Source organism: Bacteroides luhongzhouii (genome assembly GCF_009193295.2).
Classification (GTDB): domain Bacteria; phylum Bacteroidota; class Bacteroidia; order Bacteroidales; family Bacteroidaceae; genus Bacteroides; species Bacteroides luhongzhouii.
Window position 1 is genome coordinate 2,443,949 of record NZ_CP059973.1, and the last position, 23,687, is coordinate 2,467,635.

The following is a 23,687-nucleotide window of genomic DNA, read 5'->3' on the forward strand; positions in this document are numbered from 1 at the left end:
TATGTTTTATAATAATTATTCTGGGTGATGTATGTCATTCAATGTCTCGATTTTCCACCTACTTGAATAGTTCATATTCTAGAGCCGCAATGTTGTATTGGTAGACTGTTTCAATATAGCCTCTGCGGATCTCTCTGGCGGTAGTTATCGACTGTATATATTCGGCAATGCCTGTTTCGCTTTGCTGTAATTGCAGGTTGGCTGCTTTTGTCAGTTCATCCGCTTCTTTCAAGGCAGAAGAGGTATAATATCGTAAACTCTCGTTATATCTGCGGAGGGATGCTTCCAGTTCGAGTGTCTTATTTCTTAACTCCCGGATGTTGGCATCTGCCTGTATTTGCGCTGAAGTGGCAGTTAGCCGTGCCTGCTTCACTTTGCTCTTTTGTGGCAGGAAGTAGATGGGAAAAGAAACCCCAATCATCCAAGCATTCAGATTCTTAAGTGGGAGAATGTCCTGACGTGTATACCCCACACTGATTTCAGGAAAGAAATGGCTCTGCTCTACATGGAGCATTGCTTTCGCTTCATCTGCCTGGCTTTGAAAGTAGGCAGTATGGGCTCCCGACAGGCTTCCATCCGAAATGCCGGTATAGAATAAGGATAAAGTGGAATCCACGGGGACAATGGGATCATTGGAGTAGCAGCTCCATTGGAAACGTGCCAATGCCATTTTCTCTTCTTCTTTTGATTGGAACCAGCGGTTATGCAGATCGGCAGCTATGGTGGTCATCATATTTTTTTCGAGCAAGGTAATCTCTCCTTGTTGGTATCGTAATTCTCCGATGCGCTGCAACTCTTCTGCCATTTTATCCTGATCCCGATACATTGAACAGAGATTAGTGGCATATTGATAGTAGGCCCACGCCCTTTTCACTTCTGCTGTGATTTCTTTCTCTACCATCTGCCGATAATATGTGTTCGTTTTTACCTGGCGGTTGACTAACGCATTCTTGTAGAATGGTGTTAGAAGGGAGCCTAGGCTTTGCTCGAAAGCCAGTTCCTTGTCTTTTTTGTTTTCTCCATTAAGTTGACCCCAGGAATAGCTGAACGAGGTAGGAGTTGCTTCTATCACTTCTCCGCGAGTGGCTTTGGCCTGTTGAATAGCATTATTGGCTATTTTCAGGCGAGGATGATTTTGTTTGGCTATTTCTATCGCCTGTTCGAGACTGACTATTTGTGTTTGTTGAGCGGAAACGAACGCGGGAAGAAACAAGAACAGGAGGTACAATCCCCCGAAAGGCCAGCGCAGTTTGACTCCCGGACGTCTCCAGGTAGCAAATGAATTTACAATTTTGTAAAACACCGGAATAATGAGTAAAGTCAGTACGGTAGAAATAATCAAGCCGCCGATGACCACTGTTGCCAACGGACGTTGTACTTCTGCGCCGGCTGAAGTGGCTATTGCCATCGGGACGAATCCCAAAGATGCGACCAGTCCTGTCAGGAATACAGGACGGAGCAAGTGTGGAGTCCCTTTTTTGATAATCTGGTTTGTAGTCATGGAATAGGTATTTTGTTTACGAAGTTCGTTGAAGTGATTTACCATAAGGATACCATTCAATACTGCCACCCCGAACAAAGCGATGAATCCTACTCCGGCCGATATGCTAAACGGAAGTCCGCGTAGCCAAAGTGCGGCGATACCACCGATGAGCGATAGGGGGACGGTTGAGAATACCATCAGGGTATAGGTGATATTCTTGAATGCGAAGAACAGAATCAGCAGAATGAGCATTAATGCCACGGGGATGACCACCATTAAGGTATTGATGGCATTTTGCAAGTTTTCGAACTGGCCGCCGTATTCGAAGTAATATCCCGGTTTCAGTTTGATGTTCTTGTTCAGTGTCTCTTGAATATTGGCGACAACCTGCTGAATGTCTGCGTCACGCACATTGACACCGATAACGATGCGCCGTTTGGTTGCGTCCCGGTTGATTTGCAGTGGTCCACTGACAAGGTCGATGCTTGCTACCTCTCCAACAGGGATTTGAATTCCTTCCGAAGTGCGTACAAACAACTTATCAAGATTCAAGTCGGCCACTTTCTCCTGGTCAAGCCGGACCACGAGATCGAATCTCCGCTCGTTTTCAAAGATTACACCCGTTGACTCCCCGGCATAAGCGGTTCGGATAATGGTGTTGAGCTCTTCTATATTGATGCCGTAACGGGCTATTTTCCCACGGTTGTATTTCACTACCAATTGGGGTAATCCCATCGTTTGCTCAACGATGACATCCGCTGCTCCCGGCACTTTTTCTACAAAGGTGGCTGCTTCTTTGGCTCTTTCATATAATTCGTGCGTGTCTTCTCCATATAATTTGATGGCAATATCAGCTTTTGCTCCCGTCATCAGCTCGTTGAAACGAAGCTGTATCGGTTGCGAGAAGTTGAATTCGGCACGTTCGGAGAGCGGAGCAAGTGCGTCTTTCATTTTATCCACCATTTCTGCACGGCTTCCGGCACTTGTCCATTCTTTGAATGGTTTCATGATAATCATCACATCGGCATCTTCCACCGCCATCGGGTCAGTGGGGACTTCTGCCGTTCCTATTTTGGCAACGACGTGTTTGATTTCAGGGAATTTATCCATTAATGCTTTCTCTGCCAAGCGGGATACTTCGATGCTTTCGGTCAGCGAACTTCCTGCGGGCAGTGTCATTTGCATGGCAAAATCTCCTTCGTCCAAAGTGGGAATGAACTCTGCTCCCAGGCGGGTAAAGAGAAAAAGTGAACCGATCAGTGCGGAGAAGGCTACGATGACGGTACGCCATTTGTAACGAAGACAGGTGCGCAGGGTGTGCTGGTATATCTTGTTCAATTTCTCGAAGAAGCGGTCGGCAAGGGTAGGTTTCACGACAATGGTATGCTTCAGGAAGAGGGATGCCATCATAGGGACATAAGTCAGTGAGAGTATTAAAGCTCCAATAATGCAGAACACAAGTGTTTTAGCCATGGGAGTGAAGTATTTCCCTTCAATTCCGTTCAATGTAAGGATGGGGAAGAAGACAATAAGGATAATCAACACAGCGAAGGTTGCCGAACGTGCTACGCCGGAAGCTCCTTTTTCTACTTCTTTGTCCATCTCTTTGCGGGTCAGTGTGTGGCCTCGGAATTGTTTTCCGTAAATGTGGGCGAGAATACCTTCCAATATAACGATAGAACCATCTACTACAATACCAAAGTCAATGGCACCGAGACTCATCAGATTGGCGGTGACATTGAATATACGCATCATGATAAAAGCGAAGAGCATTGCCAGCGGGATGACGGATGCGACAATCAGCCCGGCACGAAGGTTGCCGAGGAATAGGATGAGTACAAGGAAGACGATAACCGCTCCTTCAATCAGGTTGTTAACAACCGTAGAAATGTTCCGGTTTACCAGTTCCGAACGGTTCAAGTAAGGTTCTATACTGACTCCTTCGGGTAATAGCTGCTGTATTTTTTCTACCCGTTTTTCGAGTTCTTGAGTCACTACATTTGCGTTGGCACCTTTCAGCATCATGGCAATTCCGCCGACACACTCACCCTCACCATCCTTTGTCATGGCACCGAAACGCTTTGGAGAGCCGAAGCGGACAACTCCTACATCACTGATATGTACCGGAATTCCATTCCGGTTGGTCACTACAATCTGTTCAATATCCTTGATGCGGGTAATCATACCTTCCGACCGGATATAGTAGGCATTCTTTATTTTCTCAATGTAGCTTCCGCCGGTATTTTGATTGTTACTGCTAAGTGCTTCGAACACTTCGCCGATAGTGATATTCAAAGAAAACAGGGCGTCCGGGTCAACGGCTACTTCATATTGTTTCAGGTAACCGCCGAAACTATTGATTTCTACTATACCGGGTATACCGGACAATTGACGTTTCACCATCCAGTCTTGAATGGTGCGGAGTTCCATTGCGTCATATTTCTTCTCATATCCGGGAGCTACTTTCAATATATACTGGTAAATCTCTCCCAGACCGGTGGTGATGGGCATCATCTCCGGTGTTCCGAGTTCGGAGGGAATTTCGCTTGTTACGCTTTGTATTTGTTCATTTATCAACTGCCGTGCATCAAGTGTGGGGACACTTTCTTTAAAAACGACCGTTACGACCGATAGCCCGAAGCGACTGACGGAACGGATATCTTCGACATTCATAATATTGCTCATCGCTATTTCGATAGGCATAGTGATGAGTTGTTCCACCTCTTGTGGCGCGAGTGTAGGGGATACTGTCACTATTTGTACCTGATTATTGGTAATGTCGGGCACGGCATCAATAGGTAGTGTCAGCATCGCATAGATACCTCCGATAAACAGGAAGAGAGTAGTGAGTCCTACAAATAGCTTCTTCTTGATTGAAAAACGTACAATAGCTGTAAACATGACTTTCGTTGTATTATTATTTCACAGTACAAAATTACGGCCTATCTTCATCCGTTATCACTAAGAATAAATGAAGCGGAAAGATTGTGGGGTGAAGTGACGGATTAGCGAATTGAAAGATGTAAAATCATAGCTCTTGTTTCATTGCTGAACAAACATTTCTTTCAGTTTACTCGTTTAATATAAAAACAAACTAAATGTATATTCGGCATGAAAACATTCGTCTTGATGATGGTAAGCTTGTTGTTTGCAATTTCTTCGGAAGCGCAAAACAAGTCTTTTTATGATTTTACAGTGAAAACAATTGATGGTAAGGACTTTCCTCTTTCTTCGCTGAAAGGTAAGAAAGTGCTGGTAGTCAACGTGGCATCTAAGTGTGGGCTGACGCCCCAGTATGCTCAACTGGAGAAACTATATGAGAAATATAAAGAAAAAGACTTTGTTGTTATCGGTTTTCCGGCGAATAACTTTATGGGACAAGAGCCGGGTAGTAATGAGGAAATAGCTAAGTTCTGTTCTTTGAACTACGATGTTACTTTTCCGATGATGGCAAAGATTTCCGTTAAAGGAAAAGATATGGCTCCTCTTTACCAATGGTTGACGGAGAAAAAACAGAATGGGAAAGAAAACGCACCGGTTCAGTGGAACTTTCAGAAGTTTATGATTGATGAGAACGGAAATTGGGCGGGAGTTGTGTCTCCGAAAGAAAGTCCGTTCTCTGAAAAGATTATTACTTGGATAGAGAAGGAATAAGAGAGACTTTTTTCAGCTCTTCTTCGAAGTTGGGAGTGAAGATTCCTTTACCCAGATTTTCTTTTATTTCTTCGATGCTCCAAAATCGTCCTCCGTCCAGTTCGTCGCTGGGATGGATTTCTTCCTCATAAACGGTTTTGTGGACAAAAACAAGCTCTTTTTCACGGCTGGATTCAAAAACATAACTGGTGAGAAGCTCGGGAGTGAAGTCTGTGATGCCTAATTCTTCATTGACTTCTCTCTTTAGAGCGATTTCTACGCTTTCGCCCAAATCAATATGTCCGCCTACGGCCGTATCCCATTTCCCCGGTTGAATGTCTTTCCATTCAGGGCGTTTCTGTAAATAGATGTCTCCTTGTGTATTGAATACGTGAAGGTGAACTACCGGATGAAGCAGTTTGCTACCGCTGTGGCATTCTCCACGAGTGGCGGCTCCGGTGATATTTCCCTGTTCGTCTACGATGGGGAACATTTCCTGGTTATTATCGCTTGGCATAGTGCTTTTTTATATTTGGTGAAATCTTGCGGAGAGGCAAATGTCTTATGGTATTAATAAAGAAGAATCTCCATAACTTAGGAACCGGAAATCATGCGCCAGTGCATAATCATAAATTGTGCGCCAATTCCCCTTTACAAAAGCTGAAACCAAAAGCAGCAAGGTACTTTGCGGTTGATGGAAATTAGTAACCATTGCTTTCACAATTTTATAATTGTATCCCGGTGCTATGATAATCTGTGTACTGGTGTGAAGGGTTTCCAAACCATTTCTGTCGAGATATCCTAATATCTTTTGAAGCGCAACAACGGAAGGAATCTGGTCGTACTTTTCATAAGGCTGCCATTGTTTGACGCGTAGTTCTTCTTCCGTAGCATACGGATTTTCAGCCAATGTAACTCCAATGTGATACAGGCTTTCCAGAGTCCGTACAGAAGTAGTTCCTACTGCAATAGCACAACCGTCATGGTCAATCAGTTTTTTGATGGTACTCCGGTTGACCGATATATATTCCGTGTGCATCTCGTGATCTTCGATTTCTTCACTTTTTACAGGTTTGAATGTGCCTGCTCCTACATGTAAAGTTAATTCTTCAAGATCGATCCCCTTCTCTTGAAGTGCATCCAATACTCGTGGAGTAAAATGTAATCCCGCCGTGGGCGCAGCTACCGAACCTTTTATCTTAGAATAAACAGTCTGATAAGTCTCCTTGTCACTTTCTTCCGTATTCCGGTTTAAGTAAGGAGGAATAGGAAGTTCTCCGAATACTTCAAGGATATCGGCAAACGTCACTTCCGGATTATCCCATGTGAAATCTACCCAATGGCTGGTGCCTTTACATTCTCCTCGGGTAGCGGTTAGAGTAATAGGGAATCCTTTGACGGTCATTTCGCGTTTCAACTGTCCGTCTTTCCATTTCTTCAGATTACCGATCATGCAAAGCCAGGCAGCATGGTTTGTCTGTTGGAAATTCAAGACATAATCATTTGGCTGAATCGGTTCAAGACAAAACACTTCGATCAGTGCTCCAGTCTCTTTTCGAAAATGGAGGCGTGCCTGAATGACTTTCGTATTATTGAATATCATCAGACTGCCTTGTGGCAGATATTCCGGCAAAGAAGTGAAGATATCTTCACTAACTTCTCCACGACGATATATTAAAAGTTTGGACTGGTCGCGGATAGGCAACGGGAATTTTGCAATACGTTCATCCGGAAGAGGATAACTGTATTCACTGATATGGATATGTCTAGGATCTTCTTTCATTGTCTTTTAAAATAAAAAGAGGTTAGAACCCATTCGGTTTCTAACCTCTTTAACCAGTCGGGGTGACTGGATTCGAACCAGCGACCACACGCCCCCCAGACGCGTACTCTAACCGGGCTGAGCTACACCCCGAATTGCGGATGCAAAAGTACGGATTAATTTTTAAATAGCAAATAATCCGTTGATTTTTCTAGTATGAATTGTGCCGATTTATAGCTATTGTTCTGATTATTAGTCTTTCTTGGGACTATGCAATTTTTTTCTCAATGAGTTAGTAGTTCTTCTGGTTGCCTTTTATATGATATAAAAGTACATCTTTTAAATTTTGCTTGAATTAGAAAACAATTTGCTTATTTTTCATTTGAAAGCATTAATCCTTGTTTCTGTCCTAAAAACATTATAAAAAGCAGGTCAGTCTATAATAAAACTAAATAGGAAAATGACAAATGAACTAACAATCAGAGAGTTTGTTTACAAATTAATGCAAATAAAAGGTGTTTGATTTCTTTAGTATGATACTAAATTTCCATTATTGGTGTGTGGTAAACTAGGAAGTTATACATTTGTAAAAAGACTTAGTTTAGAAAGGTGTTAAATGTTAGACATTAAAAATAGAGAGACATTAGAGATATACGTCCTGGGTGACGATTTTAAATTTTATCAAAATCTGAAGTATCTTCCTTTGACTTCTTATCCTTCTAATAATCAATCAGCTTTGATTATATATTGTTTAGGTGGAAGGGCCAAAATTACAGTGCATGAAGATGTACACTGGATACAACCGGAGGAATTGATCATATTATTACCTGGACAATTTGTCTCATTTAGTGAGCCAAGTGAAGATTTCTTGACCGTTACGATGGTGATATCTGCTTCACTGTTTAGTGATGCGTTAAGTGGTGTACCCAGATTTTCTCCGCATTTCTTTTTCTATATGCGGAGTCATTACTGGTATCCGCAGTCGGAACGTGACGTTCCCCGGATGTATAATTATCTGGGTATGATAAAAGATAAAGTTACTTCTCAAGATATATATAGGCGGGAGCTGATTATTCACTTGTTGAGGTATCTGTATCTGGAACTGTTCAATGCTTATCAAAAGGAATCTACTTTGATGACTGCCCGTAGGGATACCCGTAAAGAAGAGTTAGCCAATAAATTCTTTGGGCTTATCATGAAGCATTTTAAGGAGAATAAGGATGTGGCTTTTTATGCGGATAAACTGTGTATTACTTCCAAATACCTGACTATGGTAATTAAGGAGACAAGCGGGAAGTCTGCCAAAGACTGGATTGTTGAATACATCATATTAGAAATCAAGGCTTTGTTGAAAAATACAAGTTTGAATATTCAAGAAATAGCGATTAAAACGAACTTTGCGAATCAATCGTCGCTTGGACGTTTTTTTAGAAAGCATACAGGAATGTCGCTTTCACAATATCGAATGAGTAACTTAGAATAATAGTGCGGACAATTGCCTCACAGTAGGCAATAATATCTATAGGGATTGGGAAGAGAAAGGGAATGAAGTAGACTTCATTCCCTTTTATTATGCGGTATATCTGATGTAAGATGGATTAAATTCCCATACATTCGCGATAGAAGTCGAGCATTTCGAAGATAGTGTCCTTATCGGCAGTCTGATTAATGCAAATGTCTCCAATATCTTTCAGTAAGGTGAAATTGATAGTACCTGAAGTATTCTTTTTATCATGCGTCATAAATGCATACAGTTGGTCATATTTCTTGCAGTCGAAAGTAAACACGCCATAATTATCCTTGATAAACTGGACCGTTTGCCGCATTTTCTCTTTCGGGAAACCTACTTTGAGATGAGAAAGATACAGTTCGCACACAATTCCCCAAGCTACTGCATATCCATGTAATACAGGGCGGTTTTCAGCCAGTGCCATACTTTCGAATGCATGTCCTACGGTGTGTCCCAGGTTTAATGCTTTGCGGATTCCATGTTCGAAGGGATCCTGTTCTACAATATCTTCTTTCACTTGTACCGATTGACCTACCAATTGTTTGAGAGCTGCATAATCAATATTAGAGGAATCGAAATTGAGCAATTCTGCCCAATGTGCCGTATTACTAATCAAACCATGCTTCAGCATTTCAGCATATCCGGAGAAAAAATTGTGTGTATCTAATGTGCGCAGGAATTCAGTTTCAATCAATACACTGTTTGCCGGAGCGAAAGCACCGATTTCGTTTTTCAGTCCGTTGAAGTTGATTCCTGTTTTACCCCCCACTGATGCATCCACCATAGCGAGCAGGGTAGTTGGTATATTGATATAGGAAATGCCCCGTTTGAATGTAGCTGCAGCAAAACCTCCGAGATCTGTCACCATCCCTCCTCCAAGATTGATAAGTAAAGAGTGACGGGTAGCCCCTTGAGTGCTTAATGCCATCCAGACGGAAGCGAGTGTTTCCAGAGTTTTATGCACATCTTCAGCTCCGATACAGATTTCTACAGCATCTTTCAGTAGACCCGATTCCTTTAGAGAGGGGAGACAAAGACGCTGGGTATGCTCGTCTGTAAGGACGAATAATTTGTCATGCGGACATCGTTCAATGGCACGACCGAGGCTCGTTTCCAAGCTTTCGCAGAGAATAACTTCTTGTTTACTCATGATTCTTTTGCTTTTTTACTCTGCAAATGTATATAAAATATTTTTTTTACTTACTTTTGTCTCATTAAAACGTTCAATCATGAAAGCATTATTACCTGTATATTGTCGTCCTTTAGGATATGTTGTCTTGTTGGTAGCTCTGTTCATCCCTTTTATTTTGGTGATGCAGGGAGTCGTAACTGATAATAATTTGCTGTTTTATAAAGAATGTACAAAGTTGTTGATGATGGCAGGATGCTTGTTAATAATCTTTGCATTAAGCAAGAATGAAAGCCGTGAAACGGAGCAAATTCGTAATTCGGCTGTTCGTAATGCCATCTTTTTAACATTTTTGTTCGTCTTTGGTGGCATGTTGTGGCGTGTTATGCAAGGCGATGTGATAAATGTCGATACTTCTTCTTTTCTGACCTTTTTGGTTTTTAATGTGCTTTGTCTGGAGTTTGGTCTGAAAAAAGCGCTTGTTGATCGATTCTTTAAAAGATAATTTTCTTTTCAATTAAACCTTTTGCGATTCGATTTGTCAAAAAGACATTGTTATTGCTACTAATATAATCGTAAATAAGGTAAATGAAAAGATTTTCAGCTGGGGTGGTGCTGATGTTGCTATGCACCTTCTCAATTTTTGCACAGAATAAGGTAATTACCGTTTCGGGACGTGTGGTGGAAGCCGACACAAAAGAGCCTGCAGCGCAGGCTACAGTTCAATTGCTATCGTTACCTGATAGCGCTTATGCCGCTGGTATAGCCAGTAGTAACCAGGGATGGTTTACTCTTCCCAAAGTAAAGGCCGGGAAATATGTGTTGAAAGTTTCCTATATCGGGTTTCGTACCAAACTCGTACCGGTACAATTATCTGCTAACGTTACTGATAAAAAGCTGGGAACTATTGCGTTGGATCCGGATGCTGTCATGCTGAAGGAAGCAGTGATTACTGCCGAGGCTCCGCAGGTAGTTGTAAAAGAGGATACACTGGAATATAACTCAGCAGCTTATCGTACCCCCGAAGGGGCGATGCTAGAAGAGTTGGTGAAGAAACTTCCGGGAGCAGAAATTGACGATGACGGTAACGTTAAAATCAATGGTAAAGAAGTAAAGAAGATTATGGTGGATGGTAAAGAGTTCTTTGGCGGTGATGTGAAGACCGGATTGAAGAACTTACCGGTCAACATGATCGACAAACTGAAAACATACGATAAAAAATCGGATTTGGCACGTGTTACCGGAATAGATGACGGAGAAGAAGAAACTGTTCTTGACCTGAAAGTGAAGAAAGGTATGAATCAAGGCTGGTTTGGTAACGCAAGTGTTGCTGGTGGTACAGAAGATCGTTACGGAAGCAACTTAATGTTGAATCGTTTTGTTGATAACAGCCAATTCTCTTTAATCGGTTCGGCCAATAATGTGAACGATCAGGGATTCTCTGGTGGCGGTGGTGGACCTCGTTTCCGGAATAGTAATGGTTTGACTGCTACCAAGATGTTAGGGGCTAACTTTGCTACCCAGACTGAAAAATTGGAACTGGGAGGTAGTGCCCGTTATAATTTCAGTGACCGGGATGCAACATCTACAAACTACTCAGAACGTTTCCTGCAAAATGGAAATTCTTATTCAAATTCGAACAGTAAAGGCCGCAATAAGAATACTAGCTTTAATGCAGACTTTCGGTTGGAGTGGAAACCGGACACATTGACAAATATCATTTTCCGTCCGAACGTTTCTTATGGAAAGTCTAACAGTTATTCTATTTCCGAATCGGGTACTTTTAATGGAGATCCATTTAATTTGGTGTCTAATCCTAATGAGTTTTTGAATAAGATTTTCTGGGGAAGTACGGATGACCCTTTAGAAGCTATTCGTGTCAACGCCAGCAATAGTGAATCAAAATCTGAAGGGCAGGATCTCTCTGCAAATGCTTCTTTGCAAGTGAATCGTAGATTGAATAATCAGGGACGAAACATCACTTTCCGTGGTACATTTAGTTATGGAGATAATGATAGCGAACAGTTTAGTGAATCATTGACGCGTTATTTTGATGATAATGCAAAAAAAGAAGATGATGAGCGTAAACAATATACTACTTCTCCAACCAAGAGTTATGATTATACTGCCGAACTGACTTATAGCGAACCGATTGCGAGAGCTACCTTCTTACAGTTCCGCTATAAATTTCAATATAAATATAGTGAAAGTGACAGAAGCACATACAGCTTGATTCCTGATGCAGATAAAGGACAGGATTGGTTTTGGAATTTTGGTGATGGTCTGCCTGTGGGATATGAAGAGAATAAAGATAGAGATTTGAGTAAGTATGCTCAATATAAATATTATAACCATGATATTAATGCAGGACTAAATATTATCCGCGAGAAATATAGATTGAACTTTGGAGTATCTTTGCAACCGCAGAACACCAGATTGGATTATAAGAAAGCCGAAGTAGATACTGTAGTAAAAAGAAATGTGTTCAATTTTGCTCCTAATGTTGACTTTCGTTACAGATTTTCTAAAGTCAGCCAGTTGCGCTTTACCTATCGGGGACGTGCAAGCCAGCCGAGTATGGAAAATTTGCTTGATGTAACTGATGACTCTAATCCGTTGAATATCCGTAAGGGTAATCCGGGACTGAAACCTTCTTTCTCTCATTCTATGCGTTTGTTTTATAATACTTATAATGCAGATAAACAGCGTGGTATGATGGCTCATGCAAACTTGAATATGACTCAAAATAGCATTACTAATGCCACTACTTATAATCAGAGTACTGGTGGAGTGACTGTTAAACCGGAGAATATCAACGGAAACTGGAATGCGATGGGAATGTTTGGATTCAATACAGCATTGAGAGATAAGCGGTTTACCATAAATTCTTTCTCCCGTGTTAACTATACCAATGCGGTTTCTTATCTTTTCAATGACGATACTAAAATAAATGATAAGAACACTAGTACGACACTGACTTTCGGAGAGAATTTGAATGGAACTTTCCGTAACGACTGGTTTGAATTTACTTTGAATGGTTCAATCAACTATAACTTTGAGCGAAACGAATTACGTCCGGAAAACAATCAGGAACCTTATACGTTCGGTTATGGTGCAAGTACTAATATATCTTTGCCTTGGAGCATGACGTTGTCTACCAATATCACTAATAACGCGCGTCGTGGTTATCGTGATGCCAGTATGAATAAGAATGAACTTATTTGGAATGCACAGATTGCTCAAAACTTCCTGAAAGGCAATGCCGCAACCATTAGTTTTGAAGTATATGATATTCTGCGACAGCAATCTAATATCAGCCGTTCGTTAACAGCTGATATGCGTTCTGTTTCTGAATATAACGGAATTAATAGCTATTGTATGCTTCGTTTCTCTTATCGTCTGAATGTTTTTGGAAATAAAGAAGCTCGTGGCAATATGCGTCATGGCGGTTTTGATGGTGGTGGTCCCCGTGGCCCGCGTGGTGGAAGCTTTGGAGGCGGCAGACCACACTAAAGCAGAGTAATAGGTTCAAATAAAACAGGAAGTCCCGGCACAACGATTCAATGTTGTCGCCGGGACTTCTTTGTTAATCCGAGAATTTACTCTATATTTGTTGTTCAGTATCCGTATGAAAGGAGATTCCTATGATTGATTGGAACTATATGCTTAGCCAGATAGCAACAGTGGCTTTTGATATTTTTTATTTTGGAGCCATTATCGGTACGATTGTCATTATCATTCTTGACAACCGGAATCCGGTTAAAACCATGGCATGGATACTCATATTACTTTTCCTTCCTATTGTCGGACTTGTCTTTTATTTTTTCTTTGGGCGGAGTCAGCGTCGCGAACGTATCATTGGGCAAAAAAGCTACGACCGCTTATTGAAGAAACCAATGGCTGAATATCTGGCGCAGGATTGTTCGGATGTTCCCTATGAATACTCCCGTCTTATTCAGCTTTTCCGGCAAACGAATCAAGCGTTTCCATTTGAGGGGAATCGTGTGGCAGTTTATACCGAAGGATATACCAAACTTCAATCATTGTTGCGTGAACTGCAAAAAGCGAAGCAGCATATTCATATGGAATATTACATCTTTGAAGATGATGCTATCGGGCGTATGGTCAGGGATGTGCTGATAGAAAAGGCTTCTCACGGAGTTGAAGTACGGGTTATCTATGATGATGTAGGTTGTTGGCATGTACCTAATCGTTTTTTTGAAGAAATGCGCAATGCCGGTATCGAAGTCAGAAGCTTTTTGAAAGTACGTTTTCCTTTATTTACCAGTAGGGTGAATTACCGTAACCATAGAAAGATTGTCGTTATTGACGGGCGCGTGGGCTTCGTTGGGGGAATGAACCTGGCAGAACGTTATATGCGTGGCTTTTCCTGGGGCATTTGGCGCGATACGCATATCATGTTGGAAGGCAAGGCCGTGCATGGTTTACAAACGGCTTTTCTGCTTGATTGGTATTTTGTAGATCGCACGTTGATAACCGCTTCCCGTTATTTTCCGAAAATTGACTCCTGTGGAAGTTCTTTAGCGCAAATTGTTACGAGTGAGCCTATTGGGCCATGGAAAGAAATCATGCAGGGATTGACTGTTGCCATTACTAGTGCAAAGAATTATTTCTATATGCAAACACCTTATTTTTTGCCTACAGAACAAATATTAGCAGCTATGCAAACAGCAGCATTGTCTGGAGTGGATGTACGCTTGATGTTGCCGGAGCGTGCTGATAACTGGATAACTCATCTTGGATCGCGTTCTTATTTGGCAGATGTGATGCAGGCCGGTGTTAAAGTCTATTTTTATAAGAAAGGTTTTCTACATTCTAAGCTGATGGTTTCAGATGATATGCTTTCCACTGTAGGGTCTACTAATGTTGACTTTCGTAGCTTTGAGCATAACTTTGAGGTGAATGCTTTTATGTATGACGTAGAAACTGCCCTTGAAATGAAAGAAATATTTCTTCAGGACCAGCGCGAAAGTACACAGATCTTTTTGAAGAATTGGGTCAGACGTTCGTGGCGACAAAAAGCTGCGGAGTCTATCGTGCGTTTACTGGCTCCGCTACTTTAATAAGGATGAAATTGTATTTGGATCTTATCTGAATAGTGAGAAGTTTACACTTCCATACACCCTTCTCTCAAGGAAATGTGGATTCTCTTCGAAACTATTGTCTTTTCCGTGTTCCAGCACCAATAATCCTCCTTCTTTGAGAAGATTGTTCTGAAAGATTAATTCGGGTATTGTTTCCAACTCTTTTAAAGCGTAGGGAGGATCGGCAAAAATGAAGTCGAACTGTTCGCGCCCATTCTTGATAAACTTGAATACATCTCCGCGTATCGGCAGACACTTGTCAGTTTGCACCTCTTTCATGATTTTGCAGATGAACGAGTGATGTGCAGGATCTTTCTCAATGCTGATAACACGGTCGCATCCACGGGATACCAGTTCGATACTGATGCTTCCTGTCCCGGCAAACAGATCAAGAGCTGTTACTCCTTCTTCAAAATCGATATAGTTATTGAGTACATTAAACAGATTCTCTTTGGCGAAATCTGTCGTAGGGCGTGCTTTAAATGTTCGAGGCACGTCAAATCTTCTTCGTTTGTAAATACCGCTGATTACTCGCATGTTAATAAGGCTTGCATGTCAATATTAGTTGCAGGATTCATAATGAATACCTGTAAGATAAACTTTTTCAGTTCACTCATTAAAACATCTTTCTCCGGAAGTATTCCGGTTAGGTGTAACTCATCCCGTTCCTGATTAAACTCCAGTTGTTTCCAGGCGTACAATAAATAGTAAATACGGTCTTCTGCATGAGTACATTCGAAGGAATTGGCCAGAAGCAGATGCCCTCGTTCAAAGCAATAGATGTCAATGCCGTCTTTGCGTACAGAAGCATACATCTTCTTACTATTTCCCAATCTGCTTTTTACAGAAAAATAATCGATGAATGGAGTAGATTGAGAATAGAAACGAGCTTCGGGATATTGTTCATTCAAAAAGGTCTGTGCGCTTTTGTCTATGCCGAAGATGACAGCTACATTATTCTTTCTTAGAATATTATAGAGCACCGTTTCGTTTTCTCTTTTCTGATGATTATGATAAAACAGAAGTTCTGCCTGTCCCTCCTCAAATAGGTCTAATGGCGCAATTGTAAAACGCTTGCTTGCCATCATTATATTTACCCGTTTGTAAGGATGATTTAGGAAGTCCGATTCGTGAAAGACCGCCTTTAGATTGGCTGTAAGGGATAGAGATGTGTCTATCTCTTTCTCTATTATTGAAAGCGAATCGTCATGAATCGGGTTATAGATAGAAAAAGAAAATCCATCCGTACTAAGACGGATGGATAAAGTATATTGTTTTGATTTAGTAAAATCAATCATTATTCCCAGTTACCAGCACCATTGTTTGGAGTATCGATAGAACCTACCATCAAGCCGCTATATTTGCCTAGTTTAGAATCCAGGTCTTTTAGGTTGATGATTTCTTGTTTGTCAAGTCCGCTCAAATAAGTTTCGTATGGAGCTTTCACTTCGAACAAATATACTGGAGCACCAGACTTGGCAGTGTCATTTTTCACATTCATCTCAAATTGAGCACCATTTCCGTGAGGAATATATTTCATAGAGTCGGCATTGAATCCTTTTGGATAGATAGTATCCAATACAGCTACCCACATAGTGTCACGTTTGAAGTTTTCAAGTCCCCATTTCTTAACTTCATCGTATCTGCCGGTTTTCTTTGCTTTTTCGATGATAGCCATGGCTTTCTTTTCAGTCAGTCCGTCTTCCAATTGCTTGTCAGTTAACATTCCCATCTTCATAACGAACGGCAATTTTTGATTTTTAACGAAATCAATCAGTGTGTCTAATTGGGGTGCATACATTCCGCGGTGCAGCGAACGGTATTCCTGCTGTGCCTTACGGATGTCGATCAAACGGGCAATGACTGCTTTTTCTCTTTCTTTTTTTGCGTTTTCAAAATTGATAGGACCCATAATGCTGGTGTAACAGATGTAAATCAGTGCAGCAGCACAAAGCACCAATACAATATTAAATACTGTTTTCATGATAAATTATGTTTTTAGTTGTTATATTCGCATCGCAAAAATAGAATAAATAAATTTAAATACGATAGTTCCTCGAACTTTTTTCTCGTACAAAAATGATAAATAACTATTTAGAAAGGCAAATTAAGGAAAATTTTCCTTATCAGCCAACTTTAGAGCAGGAAATTGCTGTAAAATCTCTTTCAGAGTTTCTGCTGTCCACACTGGCAGATGAAGTCTTTGTCTTAAGAGGGTATGCTGGTACTGGTAAAACATCGTTGGTAGGGGCATTGGTGAAAACGATGGATCAGCTGCAGCAGAAATCTGTATTGTTGGCTCCTACAGGACGTGCGGCAAAAGTATTTTCAGCGTATGCAGGACATCCGGCTTTTACTATTCATAAAAAAATATATAGACAACAATCTTTTTCTAATGAGCTTAGTAACTTTTCGATCAATGACAATTTAGCTACCAATACATTGTTTATTGTCGACGAGGCTTCCATGATTTCAAACGAAGGACTGTCGGGCAGTATGTTTGGAACAGGACGTTTATTGGATGATTTGGTGCAATTTGTGTATTCGGGACAAGGTTGCCGACTCTTGTTGATGGGAGATACAGCACAGCTTCCCCCGGTAGGTGAGGAGTTGAGTCCTGCGCTTTTTGCTGATGCATTGAAAGGTTATGGACTTGAAATACGTGAGATTGATCTTACCCAAGTGGTTCGGCAGGTGCAAGAATCCGGAATATTGTGGAATGCCACGCAGTTGAGGCAACTGATAGCGGAGGATGATTGTTATTCTTTACCTAAAATAAAAATAACAGGTTTTCCTGATATTAAACTGGTACCCGGAACTGAACTGATAGAAGAACTGACTAATTGTTACGATCATGATGGTATGGATGAAACGATTGTTGTCTGTCGATCTAATAAACGTGCAAATTTATATAATAATGGAATACGTGCACAAATTCTTTGGCGTGAAGACGAATTGAACACAGGAGATATGTTGATGATAGCCAAGAATAATTACTATTGGACAGAGAAATATAAGGAGATGGATTTTATCGCTAATGGAGAAATTGCAGTTGTCCGGCGTGTTCGTCGAACTCGTGAAATATACGGTTTTCGTTTTGCCGAAGTTACTCTTCGCTTTCCTGACCAGAATGATTTCGAATTGGATGCGAATCTATTATTAGACACTTTGCATTCGGACTCACCTGCATTGCCGAAAGAAGACAATGACCGATTGTTCTATACGGTACTTGAGGATTATATAGATATTCCAACCAAAAGGGACCGGATGAAAAAGATGAAAGCCGATCCACATTACAATGCTTTACAGGTGAAATATGCCTATGCAATAACCTGTCATAAAGCACAAGGCGGACAGTGGCAGAATGTATTTTTAGATCAGGGGTATATGACGGATGAGTATTTGACTCCGGATTATTTCCGGTGGTTGTATACAGCTTTTACTCGGGCGACAAAGACACTATATTTGGTGAATTACCCGAAAGAGCAGGTGGAATAGTTTTGTTTTTTGAATGACTTTTAATCTTTATATGATTTAGAGTTTTAAGGTTACATTGATTATATAATCAGTTGATCTCAATATTGTTGGATTCAAAAAAGTCTTTGAGTACAGGTTGTGGTTTGTTTATAGATGAAAAGAGTATTTTAAGATAAGAGCTAGCATTAGATAAAAATAGATAGCAATAATCCCTTTATTTAACTCTATTCACAGATTTGGAAAGAGTAAATAAAGGGATTATTCTATAAACTATTCTTTATATATTAATTATTTGTAAACAATAGTAGTTACATCATTCTTAGTTAAGTTTGGTATCACTTGACCAGTCTTTAAATAAAGAGTCTTAATTTTGCTGCTACGATTGGCGTTTAAGGTTGTTAATGCCGGACATTCCGAAGCATCAATTGACGTAACATAATCATAACTTGCATACCAGGAAACAATACTTAAATCCAAAAACTCAAGTTTACTACTGATGACTTTAAGACTTTCTGCCTCCGAATAAACATAGCTACCTCCTGCATTGAAACTAGTAATTGGATTATCTCCCAAATTATACTCTTCACAAATAGTAGGGCTATTAAATGTGAGTGATGAAACCTTATGTAAACCTGAAATATCAAGCTTTTTCATGTTTGAACAATAACCTAAACGTAATGAAGTCAGGTTAGGGAAATACTCTATTCCGGTTAAATCTTTAATCTGGTTAGAGTATGAGGTGTTAGAGAATGAAGTTGCGTTTAATCCTTCTTCAAGAATAATACATTTGGTATCATCAATAGGGAGAGCCCAACCGTTAGATATACAAAGTGCTCGAAGAACGGCATCTGGAATTTCCACAGGGCTGGCGTCCGGATCTTTTTGAATAATAGCAATATCTTTTACTAATGTACCACTGGTTTGGGCAATATGAATTGTACCTCCACGCGAAGCTGGTGATGCGGATAGTTTATAAGTAACAGTAACCGTAGTCAAACCATCATCACCTTTTTGTGGTTCGGAAATTGATTGATCAGTGATCCAATCCTTCCCTTTTGTTATGGAAATAGCGTAATTGACGTTGTATTTCACTTTAAAAGAGATAGTGCGTGCTGTTAGATCATATGTTAAAGTGTTACTTTCGGTGATAATTGCATCTGTTTGTTTTTGATTAATATCTACATTGACATTCTCAGTAACGAGCGGGCTTGAGATTGTAATTTTTGTACTACGATCTTTATATGTCTTGTTCTCGGCAGCAGTGAATGATAAAGTTACTTTACCACCGAATTCATTACGTCTATCAAATGTCAGCCATTCTTCACCACCGTCACTATATGTTATCGTTGGGTCGGTCACATTGGTATTAAGTTGAATTCTCACAGTACTTTTTTCTTTAGCAATAGAAAGAGCTTCGTCAGAAAGTAAATCCATTATATATGCAGGTTGAGACTCTACTTGTAGTGGCACAACTGAAGAACCTGTGAAAAACTTGAAGGTTGCAGTACGCTTTTCATCTAATTTGTTAGGATCGATGGTAAAAGTAACTATATCACCATCTTTACCTGAAGTTATTGACGGATGTGCCCAATCACATATTCCTGACAGCCGCCAGTTATCGGAGCTTGTTACAGTTACTGTAGCATCCCCTCCATTTTTATCCACTTGGAGTATATTGGTCGATAGTGAGATTGTTGAATTACCATTATTGATTGATTCATCATCATCAGAACAACCCCATACTAGGAGGGATACCGATAACACTATCATTAAATTCTTAAATAATTTCATATCTATTCTTTTTAAGGTAAAATATACATTAATCAGTTAATAGCTTCACGTTGTGTACTATTCTTTTTATAATAGTAACTTGGATAAATTAATGTTTCATCGTACAAACCTTTACAAACGGATTGGCATCTATATACTTGTGAACCATATAATGATGGGTCAAGTGCGAAGAACATGTAGTATCCATAACCAGCTTCTTTTCTAGAACGCGCTGTAGATTCACTTGAGTTGCCACTGCCTCGTCTTAGTTCTATTGACATACCAGCACACTGTTTCAATGTCATACCGGTACCTGGCCCAGCAGCACCGCCATAGTCAGCTACAGCATAATCGCAATACTGACCAGGTTCGATACCATCGATAACTTGGAGACTACTTGAATACATGTTGCCAAGGTTATAGAGCGAGACAATTTTTTCCGGCATGACAGCTTTACATTCATACATTAATCGTGAACCCGCATAAGCTGATGGTCTTGCAAGCCATGGGTTTGAAAGGTCTGGTGAGTTCGAATATTCATCATCGAAAGCGACGCCGTCCAGATTATAGGCACGGCAGTAGGCTGCCAGTTCCCGGGCGAATTCCCGAGCTCCCATATCCGAAAGTTGAGCGACACCAGCTTCGTCGTGATTACCCAGAATGCTAATAATAATTTTCATACCAGCTTTACGCAATGGTTGTAGATACTTATCATTATTGTCGAGTAAGAATTGAACATTTTCATTGTTCGCTAAATACACTCGTTGTTTCTCTGGATCCCAATTGATATTAGCAGCAAAAAGTACAACATGGTCGAAAAAATATTTACCACTTTCAGTCAGAAACTCAAGGGCATTGAGCGGGTTAGTATCATTAACTTCGAAATAAAGAACTGTTTGTACCGCATCTTCTCCTTTGTTAGTATTAGGTTTGTTGCGATAATCCTGGACGAGAAGCACCATATGCTTGGAAGTTTCAGTAAATGTAACTCCTTCAGTAGAAGATGTTACTGTCAAAGGTACTATGTAAGTTTTATCCTCTTCCATTCCATCAAACGCAGTCAGTGTAACTTTCACGCTTGGGGTAATTTTATCATCAGGGGCAAGTACAAAAGTACCATTATTGGCGATTTTTACATTAGCAGCAGGAAACACTTCGAAATCCGTTTCATGGGTAGTATTATATATAGCTGCATATGATTCCTCAACAGCTATTTGAACATCTACTCCTTTTTGAGGTAGTTTAGAAAGACGGAATACCACATTAGTGCTGTATTCATTATTTCGGAGCTCGATTACCGAACTGTTTTTATTCGTATTTTCGTCCAATAATAATCCGCTCAGTTGAGTCGATGCCAAATAAGAAGATTCATCTATCTTGTTTCCTATTTCAATATCTTCCTCACAAGATGTGAAGGTTGCCATAGTGAACATCACTACTGGCAGGAAAGCATATTTGATACTGTTTATCATATTCATATTCAATTCTTAGTTAAATGATTTATTATTGAGGCAATGAAACAGATTCCCATTTAGGCTCTTTTTCGATTGTCAAATCATAGCCACTCACGCTGTAATCTTTAGCTACTGTACCCGAACCTTCGTCAAATTTCCAATATGCAATGAGCCCTTCCGATTCAGGTTCTACTGTGTAGAAGTGGTTTGTTGCCTGAATTTCTTCTGCTGTTAATGCACGATTCCAGATTCGTACTTCGGAAACGACGCCATCAAAATAGCGGTCATCTTTATAGGAATAACCTACCCAGAAACAACGTGAACCGTCTTCCTCATTGGTATGTTTGGCACCAAGACTAACAGAACTCTTTCCTGTTGAACCGGAAAGCTTTTCTACGCCATTGATATATACTTTGACATTACCTTTATTGAATGCGACAGCTACATGATACCACTTGCCACTTTCAAGTTGAAGGTCTGCGCTTGTACAATTATTAACAGAAGTAGCTACTTGAAGTTGGTTATTCGGAATATTTGCGTCACCGATACGAAGCAAGTAATTGCTTTCAATACCCATCAACGTGTTCAGAGTATTAGGGAATGAATTGGCCTTGAACAGTATCTCCATCGTATTCTCCGTTAGATTATTGAATTTGGAGTCATTTTTGAAATCCGGGTAAGCACGATTACGACTGATATTACATACCACATTAATAAGTGATGCTCCGCGGAATACATAATAATATGTTTTAGCACTTTGCAAAACGCCGATCCCTTCCACAGATTTAATAGTGACTGGAAGCACATAAGTGGTTTTGATATCAAGTTCTCCTGTATTAATGAATTCAATCGGCAATTCTGGACTAACTATACTACCTGATTTGATGGTAGTCGAAGTTTCTGGCATTGAATAATGCTCTTCGGAAAGAAGTACTGCAGTTTCATCGTAATATGCCAGTTTATAAGTTGATAAAAGTTCGGGAGCCGGTGACATAGTCACTTTGATATCATGTTCTTCAGGCTTTGCTATGGCTACTGAAAGACCAGTTTCTACATTTGTATCACCAGCCTTGAATAGTATTTCCTTTGTAAAGTTCGATGCCGAAATGAAGAGCTTATTGTCATAATGCTGTTCATTTTCATCGTTGTTCTGGCAACCGGTGAGAATTATTGAGAAACCGGCAAGAGCTGTAAATATTAAATGGTTTAATTTCATAAGGCAGTTTTTTATTTAACGGTTGGACTCAATATACTTATAGCTTCTTTTAAGGTTGGGTATACATTGCTGGCATTAAAATAGTCTTTTTCCGCTGCATCAATCGAAATTCCAGCTTTAGTGTAGTCAGGCGTCTTTGCCACTGCCCATTGAGCAGCTCCAATGATGGCAGATGAGCCATCTCCGAGTTCACCATTGTAACTCCCCGAATTGGTAAGATAAGGTGTTGTTACTCCCATGATGAAGCGGTCGGTTGGTACGTTTTTTGCTGATGCCATGAGTATGAGATAAGACATCTCGTATTGGTTTTTTGCTCCATGAGCATTGACAATGATGTATTTACAATCAGAAAGCAGATTTTTACCAATAACATTCTGCGGGGAACCTTTGAAAAGCAAGTCCTTATTAGTATTCGCAACTTTCCAGTTAGCTACCGCGTCAAAGAAAGCTCCTTGACGCGCTGTTTCAGCGGCAATTTCATTCTCTTCAACAAGCGAATTGAGGTCGAAGCCTGTATAATTCACTACAATTCCATCTACATCCAAAGCGTTACTTGCGGCGATTTGTTTAGCGACCTCACTTTTACAGTATTCAATAAAACGTGTTGCATCGTCGACAGTCTCTTCTCCTTCTTCTCCATTTTCTGTTTCATCAGATTCGGGATTAGGTACAGCGTTGGCTGCTTCTTCTTCAAGAATCTTTTTCCATGCACTTTCTATAGCGTCGAAATCAACTAATCCCAATACTTTTGTACCCAATCGACGTACTTCCTTCATCTCAGATATATTTGCCTGATTTACTTCCATTGTATTGTTTAGACAAATATAGTCGAGACTGTCAGGCATATCAGTAAGATGTTGACTGCGTGAGGTTGTTACAGTACTTACATTATTAACTGAAACAATTACTACCTGATGGTCTGTTGCTTTAAAGTTGTTGAGAGATTCCAGGTATTGAGCATAAAGTTCCGGATTTTGTTCCTCGATAGAAGGAGTATGTATATTGATGCTTTCTGGGTCTGTCCAGTCAGAACACGAGAACTGCATCATAGAACATGCCAGCATTACAGGCATGAGATATTTTATTTTTCTTCTCATATATGCTATAATTAAGGTAATTTTATTTGTATAATTTAATATACTAAGTAC

General features: G+C 40.3%; 17 protein-coding genes and 1 tRNA gene. 6 read left to right on the forward strand and 12 right to left on the reverse strand.

What is annotated here, in order from left to right:
- Window positions 1–58: 58 nt before the first annotated feature.
- Window positions 59–4,384 carry a CusA/CzcA family heavy metal efflux RND transporter gene (locus GD631_RS08835; RefSeq protein ID WP_143259101.1) on the reverse strand — a complete coding sequence of 1,442 codons (4,326 nt, stop codon included), beginning with the start codon at window positions 4,382–4,384 and terminating at the stop codon, window positions 59–61.
- Window positions 4,385–4,594: 210 nt separating this feature from the next.
- Here GD631_RS08835 and GD631_RS08840 point away from each other — a divergent pair, with 210 nt between their 5' ends.
- Complete coding sequence (locus tag GD631_RS08840) at window positions 4,595–5,137, forward strand: glutathione peroxidase (RefSeq protein WP_049701850.1); 543 nt, start codon at window positions 4,595–4,597, stop codon at window positions 5,135–5,137.
- Here GD631_RS08840 and GD631_RS08845 read toward each other — a convergent pair.
- From GD631_RS08845 to GD631_RS08855, 3 genes are all read right to left on the reverse strand, one after another.
- A complete protein-coding gene (locus GD631_RS08845; RefSeq protein WP_143259102.1) occupies window positions 5,115–5,633 on the reverse strand; it encodes an NUDIX hydrolase in 519 nt (172 codons plus the stop codon). The genes GD631_RS08840 and GD631_RS08845 overlap by 23 nt on opposite strands.
- A gap of 45 nt (window positions 5,634–5,678) precedes the next feature.
- A complete protein-coding gene (locus GD631_RS08850; RefSeq protein ID WP_143259103.1) occupies window positions 5,679–6,899 on the reverse strand; it encodes an S-adenosylmethionine:tRNA ribosyltransferase-isomerase in 1,221 nt (406 codons plus the stop codon).
- 57 nt (window positions 6,900–6,956) lie between these two features.
- Window positions 6,957–7,031 (reverse strand) — tRNA-Pro (locus tag GD631_RS08855).
- A gap of 463 nt (window positions 7,032–7,494) precedes the next feature.
- Here GD631_RS08855 and GD631_RS08860 point away from each other — a divergent pair.
- On the forward strand, window positions 7,495–8,361 hold the full coding sequence (locus GD631_RS08860; protein ID WP_185911608.1) for a helix-turn-helix domain-containing protein: 867 nt from the start codon (window positions 7,495–7,497) through the stop codon (window positions 8,359–8,361).
- 115 nt (window positions 8,362–8,476) lie between these two features.
- On the opposite strand, the gene aroB is transcribed toward GD631_RS08860, so the two are convergent.
- Window positions 8,477–9,538 carry a 3-dehydroquinate synthase gene (gene aroB / locus GD631_RS08865; RefSeq protein ID WP_143259104.1) on the reverse strand — a complete coding sequence of 354 codons (1,062 nt, stop codon included), beginning with the start codon at window positions 9,536–9,538 and terminating at the stop codon, window positions 8,477–8,479.
- Window positions 9,539–9,617: 79 nt separating this feature from the next.
- Here aroB and GD631_RS08870 point away from each other — a divergent pair, with 79 nt between their 5' ends.
- From GD631_RS08870 to cls, 3 genes are all read left to right on the forward strand, one after another.
- Window positions 9,618–10,022, forward strand: a complete 405-nt coding sequence (locus tag GD631_RS08870) for a hypothetical protein (RefSeq protein ID WP_143259105.1) — start codon at window positions 9,618–9,620, stop codon at window positions 10,020–10,022.
- Between the two features lie 83 nt (window positions 10,023–10,105).
- Window positions 10,106–13,030 carry a TonB-dependent receptor gene (locus GD631_RS08875; protein WP_143259106.1) on the forward strand — a complete coding sequence of 975 codons (2,925 nt, stop codon included), beginning with the start codon at window positions 10,106–10,108 and terminating at the stop codon, window positions 13,028–13,030.
- 131 nt (window positions 13,031–13,161) lie between these two features.
- Window positions 13,162–14,601 (forward strand): cardiolipin synthase, encoded by a 1,440-nt coding sequence (gene cls / locus GD631_RS08880; protein WP_143259107.1) that lies wholly within the window; start codon window positions 13,162–13,164, stop codon window positions 14,599–14,601.
- 24 nt (window positions 14,602–14,625) lie between these two features.
- Here cls and GD631_RS08885 read toward each other — a convergent pair whose 3' ends face one another.
- Genes GD631_RS08885 through GD631_RS08895 form a run of 3 tightly spaced genes read right to left on the reverse strand, consistent with a single transcriptional unit; the run spans window position 14,626 to window position 16,606 of the window.
- Window positions 14,626–15,159, reverse strand: coding sequence for an RsmD family RNA methyltransferase (locus tag GD631_RS08885; protein WP_143259108.1), 534 nt, complete (start codon window positions 15,157–15,159; stop codon window positions 14,626–14,628).
- Complete coding sequence (locus GD631_RS08890; protein WP_143259109.1) at window positions 15,150–15,920, reverse strand: DUF3822 family protein; 771 nt, start codon at window positions 15,918–15,920, stop codon at window positions 15,150–15,152. The genes GD631_RS08885 and GD631_RS08890 overlap by 10 nt, the downstream gene beginning before the upstream one ends.
- On the reverse strand, window positions 15,920–16,606 hold the full coding sequence (locus GD631_RS08895) for a hypothetical protein (protein ID WP_004324780.1): 687 nt from the start codon (window positions 16,604–16,606) through the stop codon (window positions 15,920–15,922). The genes GD631_RS08890 and GD631_RS08895 overlap by 1 nt, the downstream gene beginning before the upstream one ends.
- A 95-nt stretch (window positions 16,607–16,701) precedes the next feature.
- Here GD631_RS08895 and GD631_RS08900 point away from each other — a divergent pair, with 95 nt between their 5' ends.
- Complete coding sequence (locus tag GD631_RS08900) at window positions 16,702–18,120, forward strand: ATP-dependent DNA helicase (protein ID WP_143259110.1); 1,419 nt, start codon at window positions 16,702–16,704, stop codon at window positions 18,118–18,120.
- Between the two features lie 267 nt (window positions 18,121–18,387).
- On the opposite strand, the gene GD631_RS08905 is transcribed toward GD631_RS08900, so the two are convergent.
- The 4 genes from GD631_RS08905 to GD631_RS08920 are packed head-to-tail and all read right to left on the reverse strand — an operon-like array spanning window position 18,388 to window position 23,636.
- Window positions 18,388–19,890, reverse strand: coding sequence for a BACON domain-containing protein (locus GD631_RS08905; RefSeq protein ID WP_143259111.1), 1,503 nt, complete (start codon window positions 19,888–19,890; stop codon window positions 18,388–18,390).
- A gap of 32 nt (window positions 19,891–19,922) precedes the next feature.
- Window positions 19,923–21,347: a BT_3987 domain-containing protein gene (locus GD631_RS08910; RefSeq protein ID WP_143259112.1), complete on the reverse strand. Its 1,425-nt coding sequence runs from the start codon at window positions 21,345–21,347 to the stop codon at window positions 19,923–19,925.
- A 25-nt stretch (window positions 21,348–21,372) separates the two neighbouring features.
- Window positions 21,373–22,539 carry a DUF1735 and LamG domain-containing protein gene (locus tag GD631_RS08915; RefSeq protein ID WP_143259113.1) on the reverse strand — a complete coding sequence of 389 codons (1,167 nt, stop codon included), beginning with the start codon at window positions 22,537–22,539 and terminating at the stop codon, window positions 21,373–21,375.
- A gap of 11 nt (window positions 22,540–22,550) precedes the next feature.
- Window positions 22,551–23,636, reverse strand: a complete 1,086-nt coding sequence (locus tag GD631_RS08920; RefSeq protein ID WP_143259114.1) for a glycoside hydrolase family 18 — start codon at window positions 23,634–23,636, stop codon at window positions 22,551–22,553.
- Window positions 23,637–23,687 lie beyond the last annotated feature (51 nt).

Bases quoted from the DNA above. Each gene is read 5' to 3' on its own strand.
- GD631_RS08910 (WP_143259112.1), bottom strand. From the start codon at position 21,347: ATGAATATGATAAACAGTATCAAATATGCTTTCCTGCCAGTAGTGATG.
- aroB (WP_143259104.1), bottom strand. From the start codon at position 9,538: ATGAGTAAACAAGAAGTTATTCTCTGCGAAAGCTTGGAAACGAGCCTC.
- cls (WP_143259107.1), top strand. From the start codon at position 13,162: ATGATTGATTGGAACTATATGCTTAGCCAGATAGCAACAGTGGCTTTT.
- GD631_RS08850 (WP_143259103.1), bottom strand. From the start codon at position 6,899: ATGAAAGAAGATCCTAGACATATCCATATCAGTGAATACAGTTATCCT.
- GD631_RS08915 (WP_143259113.1), bottom strand. From the start codon at position 22,539: ATGAAATTAAACCATTTAATATTTACAGCTCTTGCCGGTTTCTCAATA.
- GD631_RS08860 (WP_185911608.1), top strand. From the start codon at position 7,495: ATGTTAGACATTAAAAATAGAGAGACATTAGAGATATACGTCCTGGGT.
- GD631_RS08900 (WP_143259110.1), top strand. From the start codon at position 16,702: ATGATAAATAACTATTTAGAAAGGCAAATTAAGGAAAATTTTCCTTAT.
- GD631_RS08920 (WP_143259114.1), bottom strand. From the start codon at position 23,636: ATGAGAAGAAAAATAAAATATCTCATGCCTGTAATGCTGGCATGTTCT.
- GD631_RS08840 (WP_049701850.1), top strand. From the start codon at position 4,595: ATGAAAACATTCGTCTTGATGATGGTAAGCTTGTTGTTTGCAATTTCT.
- GD631_RS08835 (WP_143259101.1), bottom strand. From the start codon at position 4,384: ATGTTTACAGCTATTGTACGTTTTTCAATCAAGAAGAAGCTATTTGTA.
- GD631_RS08895 (WP_004324780.1), bottom strand. From the start codon at position 16,606: ATGAAAACAGTATTTAATATTGTATTGGTGCTTTGTGCTGCTGCACTG.
- GD631_RS08870 (WP_143259105.1), top strand. From the start codon at position 9,618: ATGAAAGCATTATTACCTGTATATTGTCGTCCTTTAGGATATGTTGTC.
- GD631_RS08905 (WP_143259111.1), bottom strand. From the start codon at position 19,890: ATGAAATTATTTAAGAATTTAATGATAGTGTTATCGGTATCCCTCCTA.
- GD631_RS08875 (WP_143259106.1), top strand. From the start codon at position 10,106: ATGAAAAGATTTTCAGCTGGGGTGGTGCTGATGTTGCTATGCACCTTC.
- GD631_RS08885 (WP_143259108.1), bottom strand. From the start codon at position 15,159: ATGCGAGTAATCAGCGGTATTTACAAACGAAGAAGATTTGACGTGCCT.
- GD631_RS08845 (WP_143259102.1), bottom strand. From the start codon at position 5,633: ATGCCAAGCGATAATAACCAGGAAATGTTCCCCATCGTAGACGAACAG.
- GD631_RS08890 (WP_143259109.1), bottom strand. From the start codon at position 15,920: ATGATTGATTTTACTAAATCAAAACAATATACTTTATCCATCCGTCTT.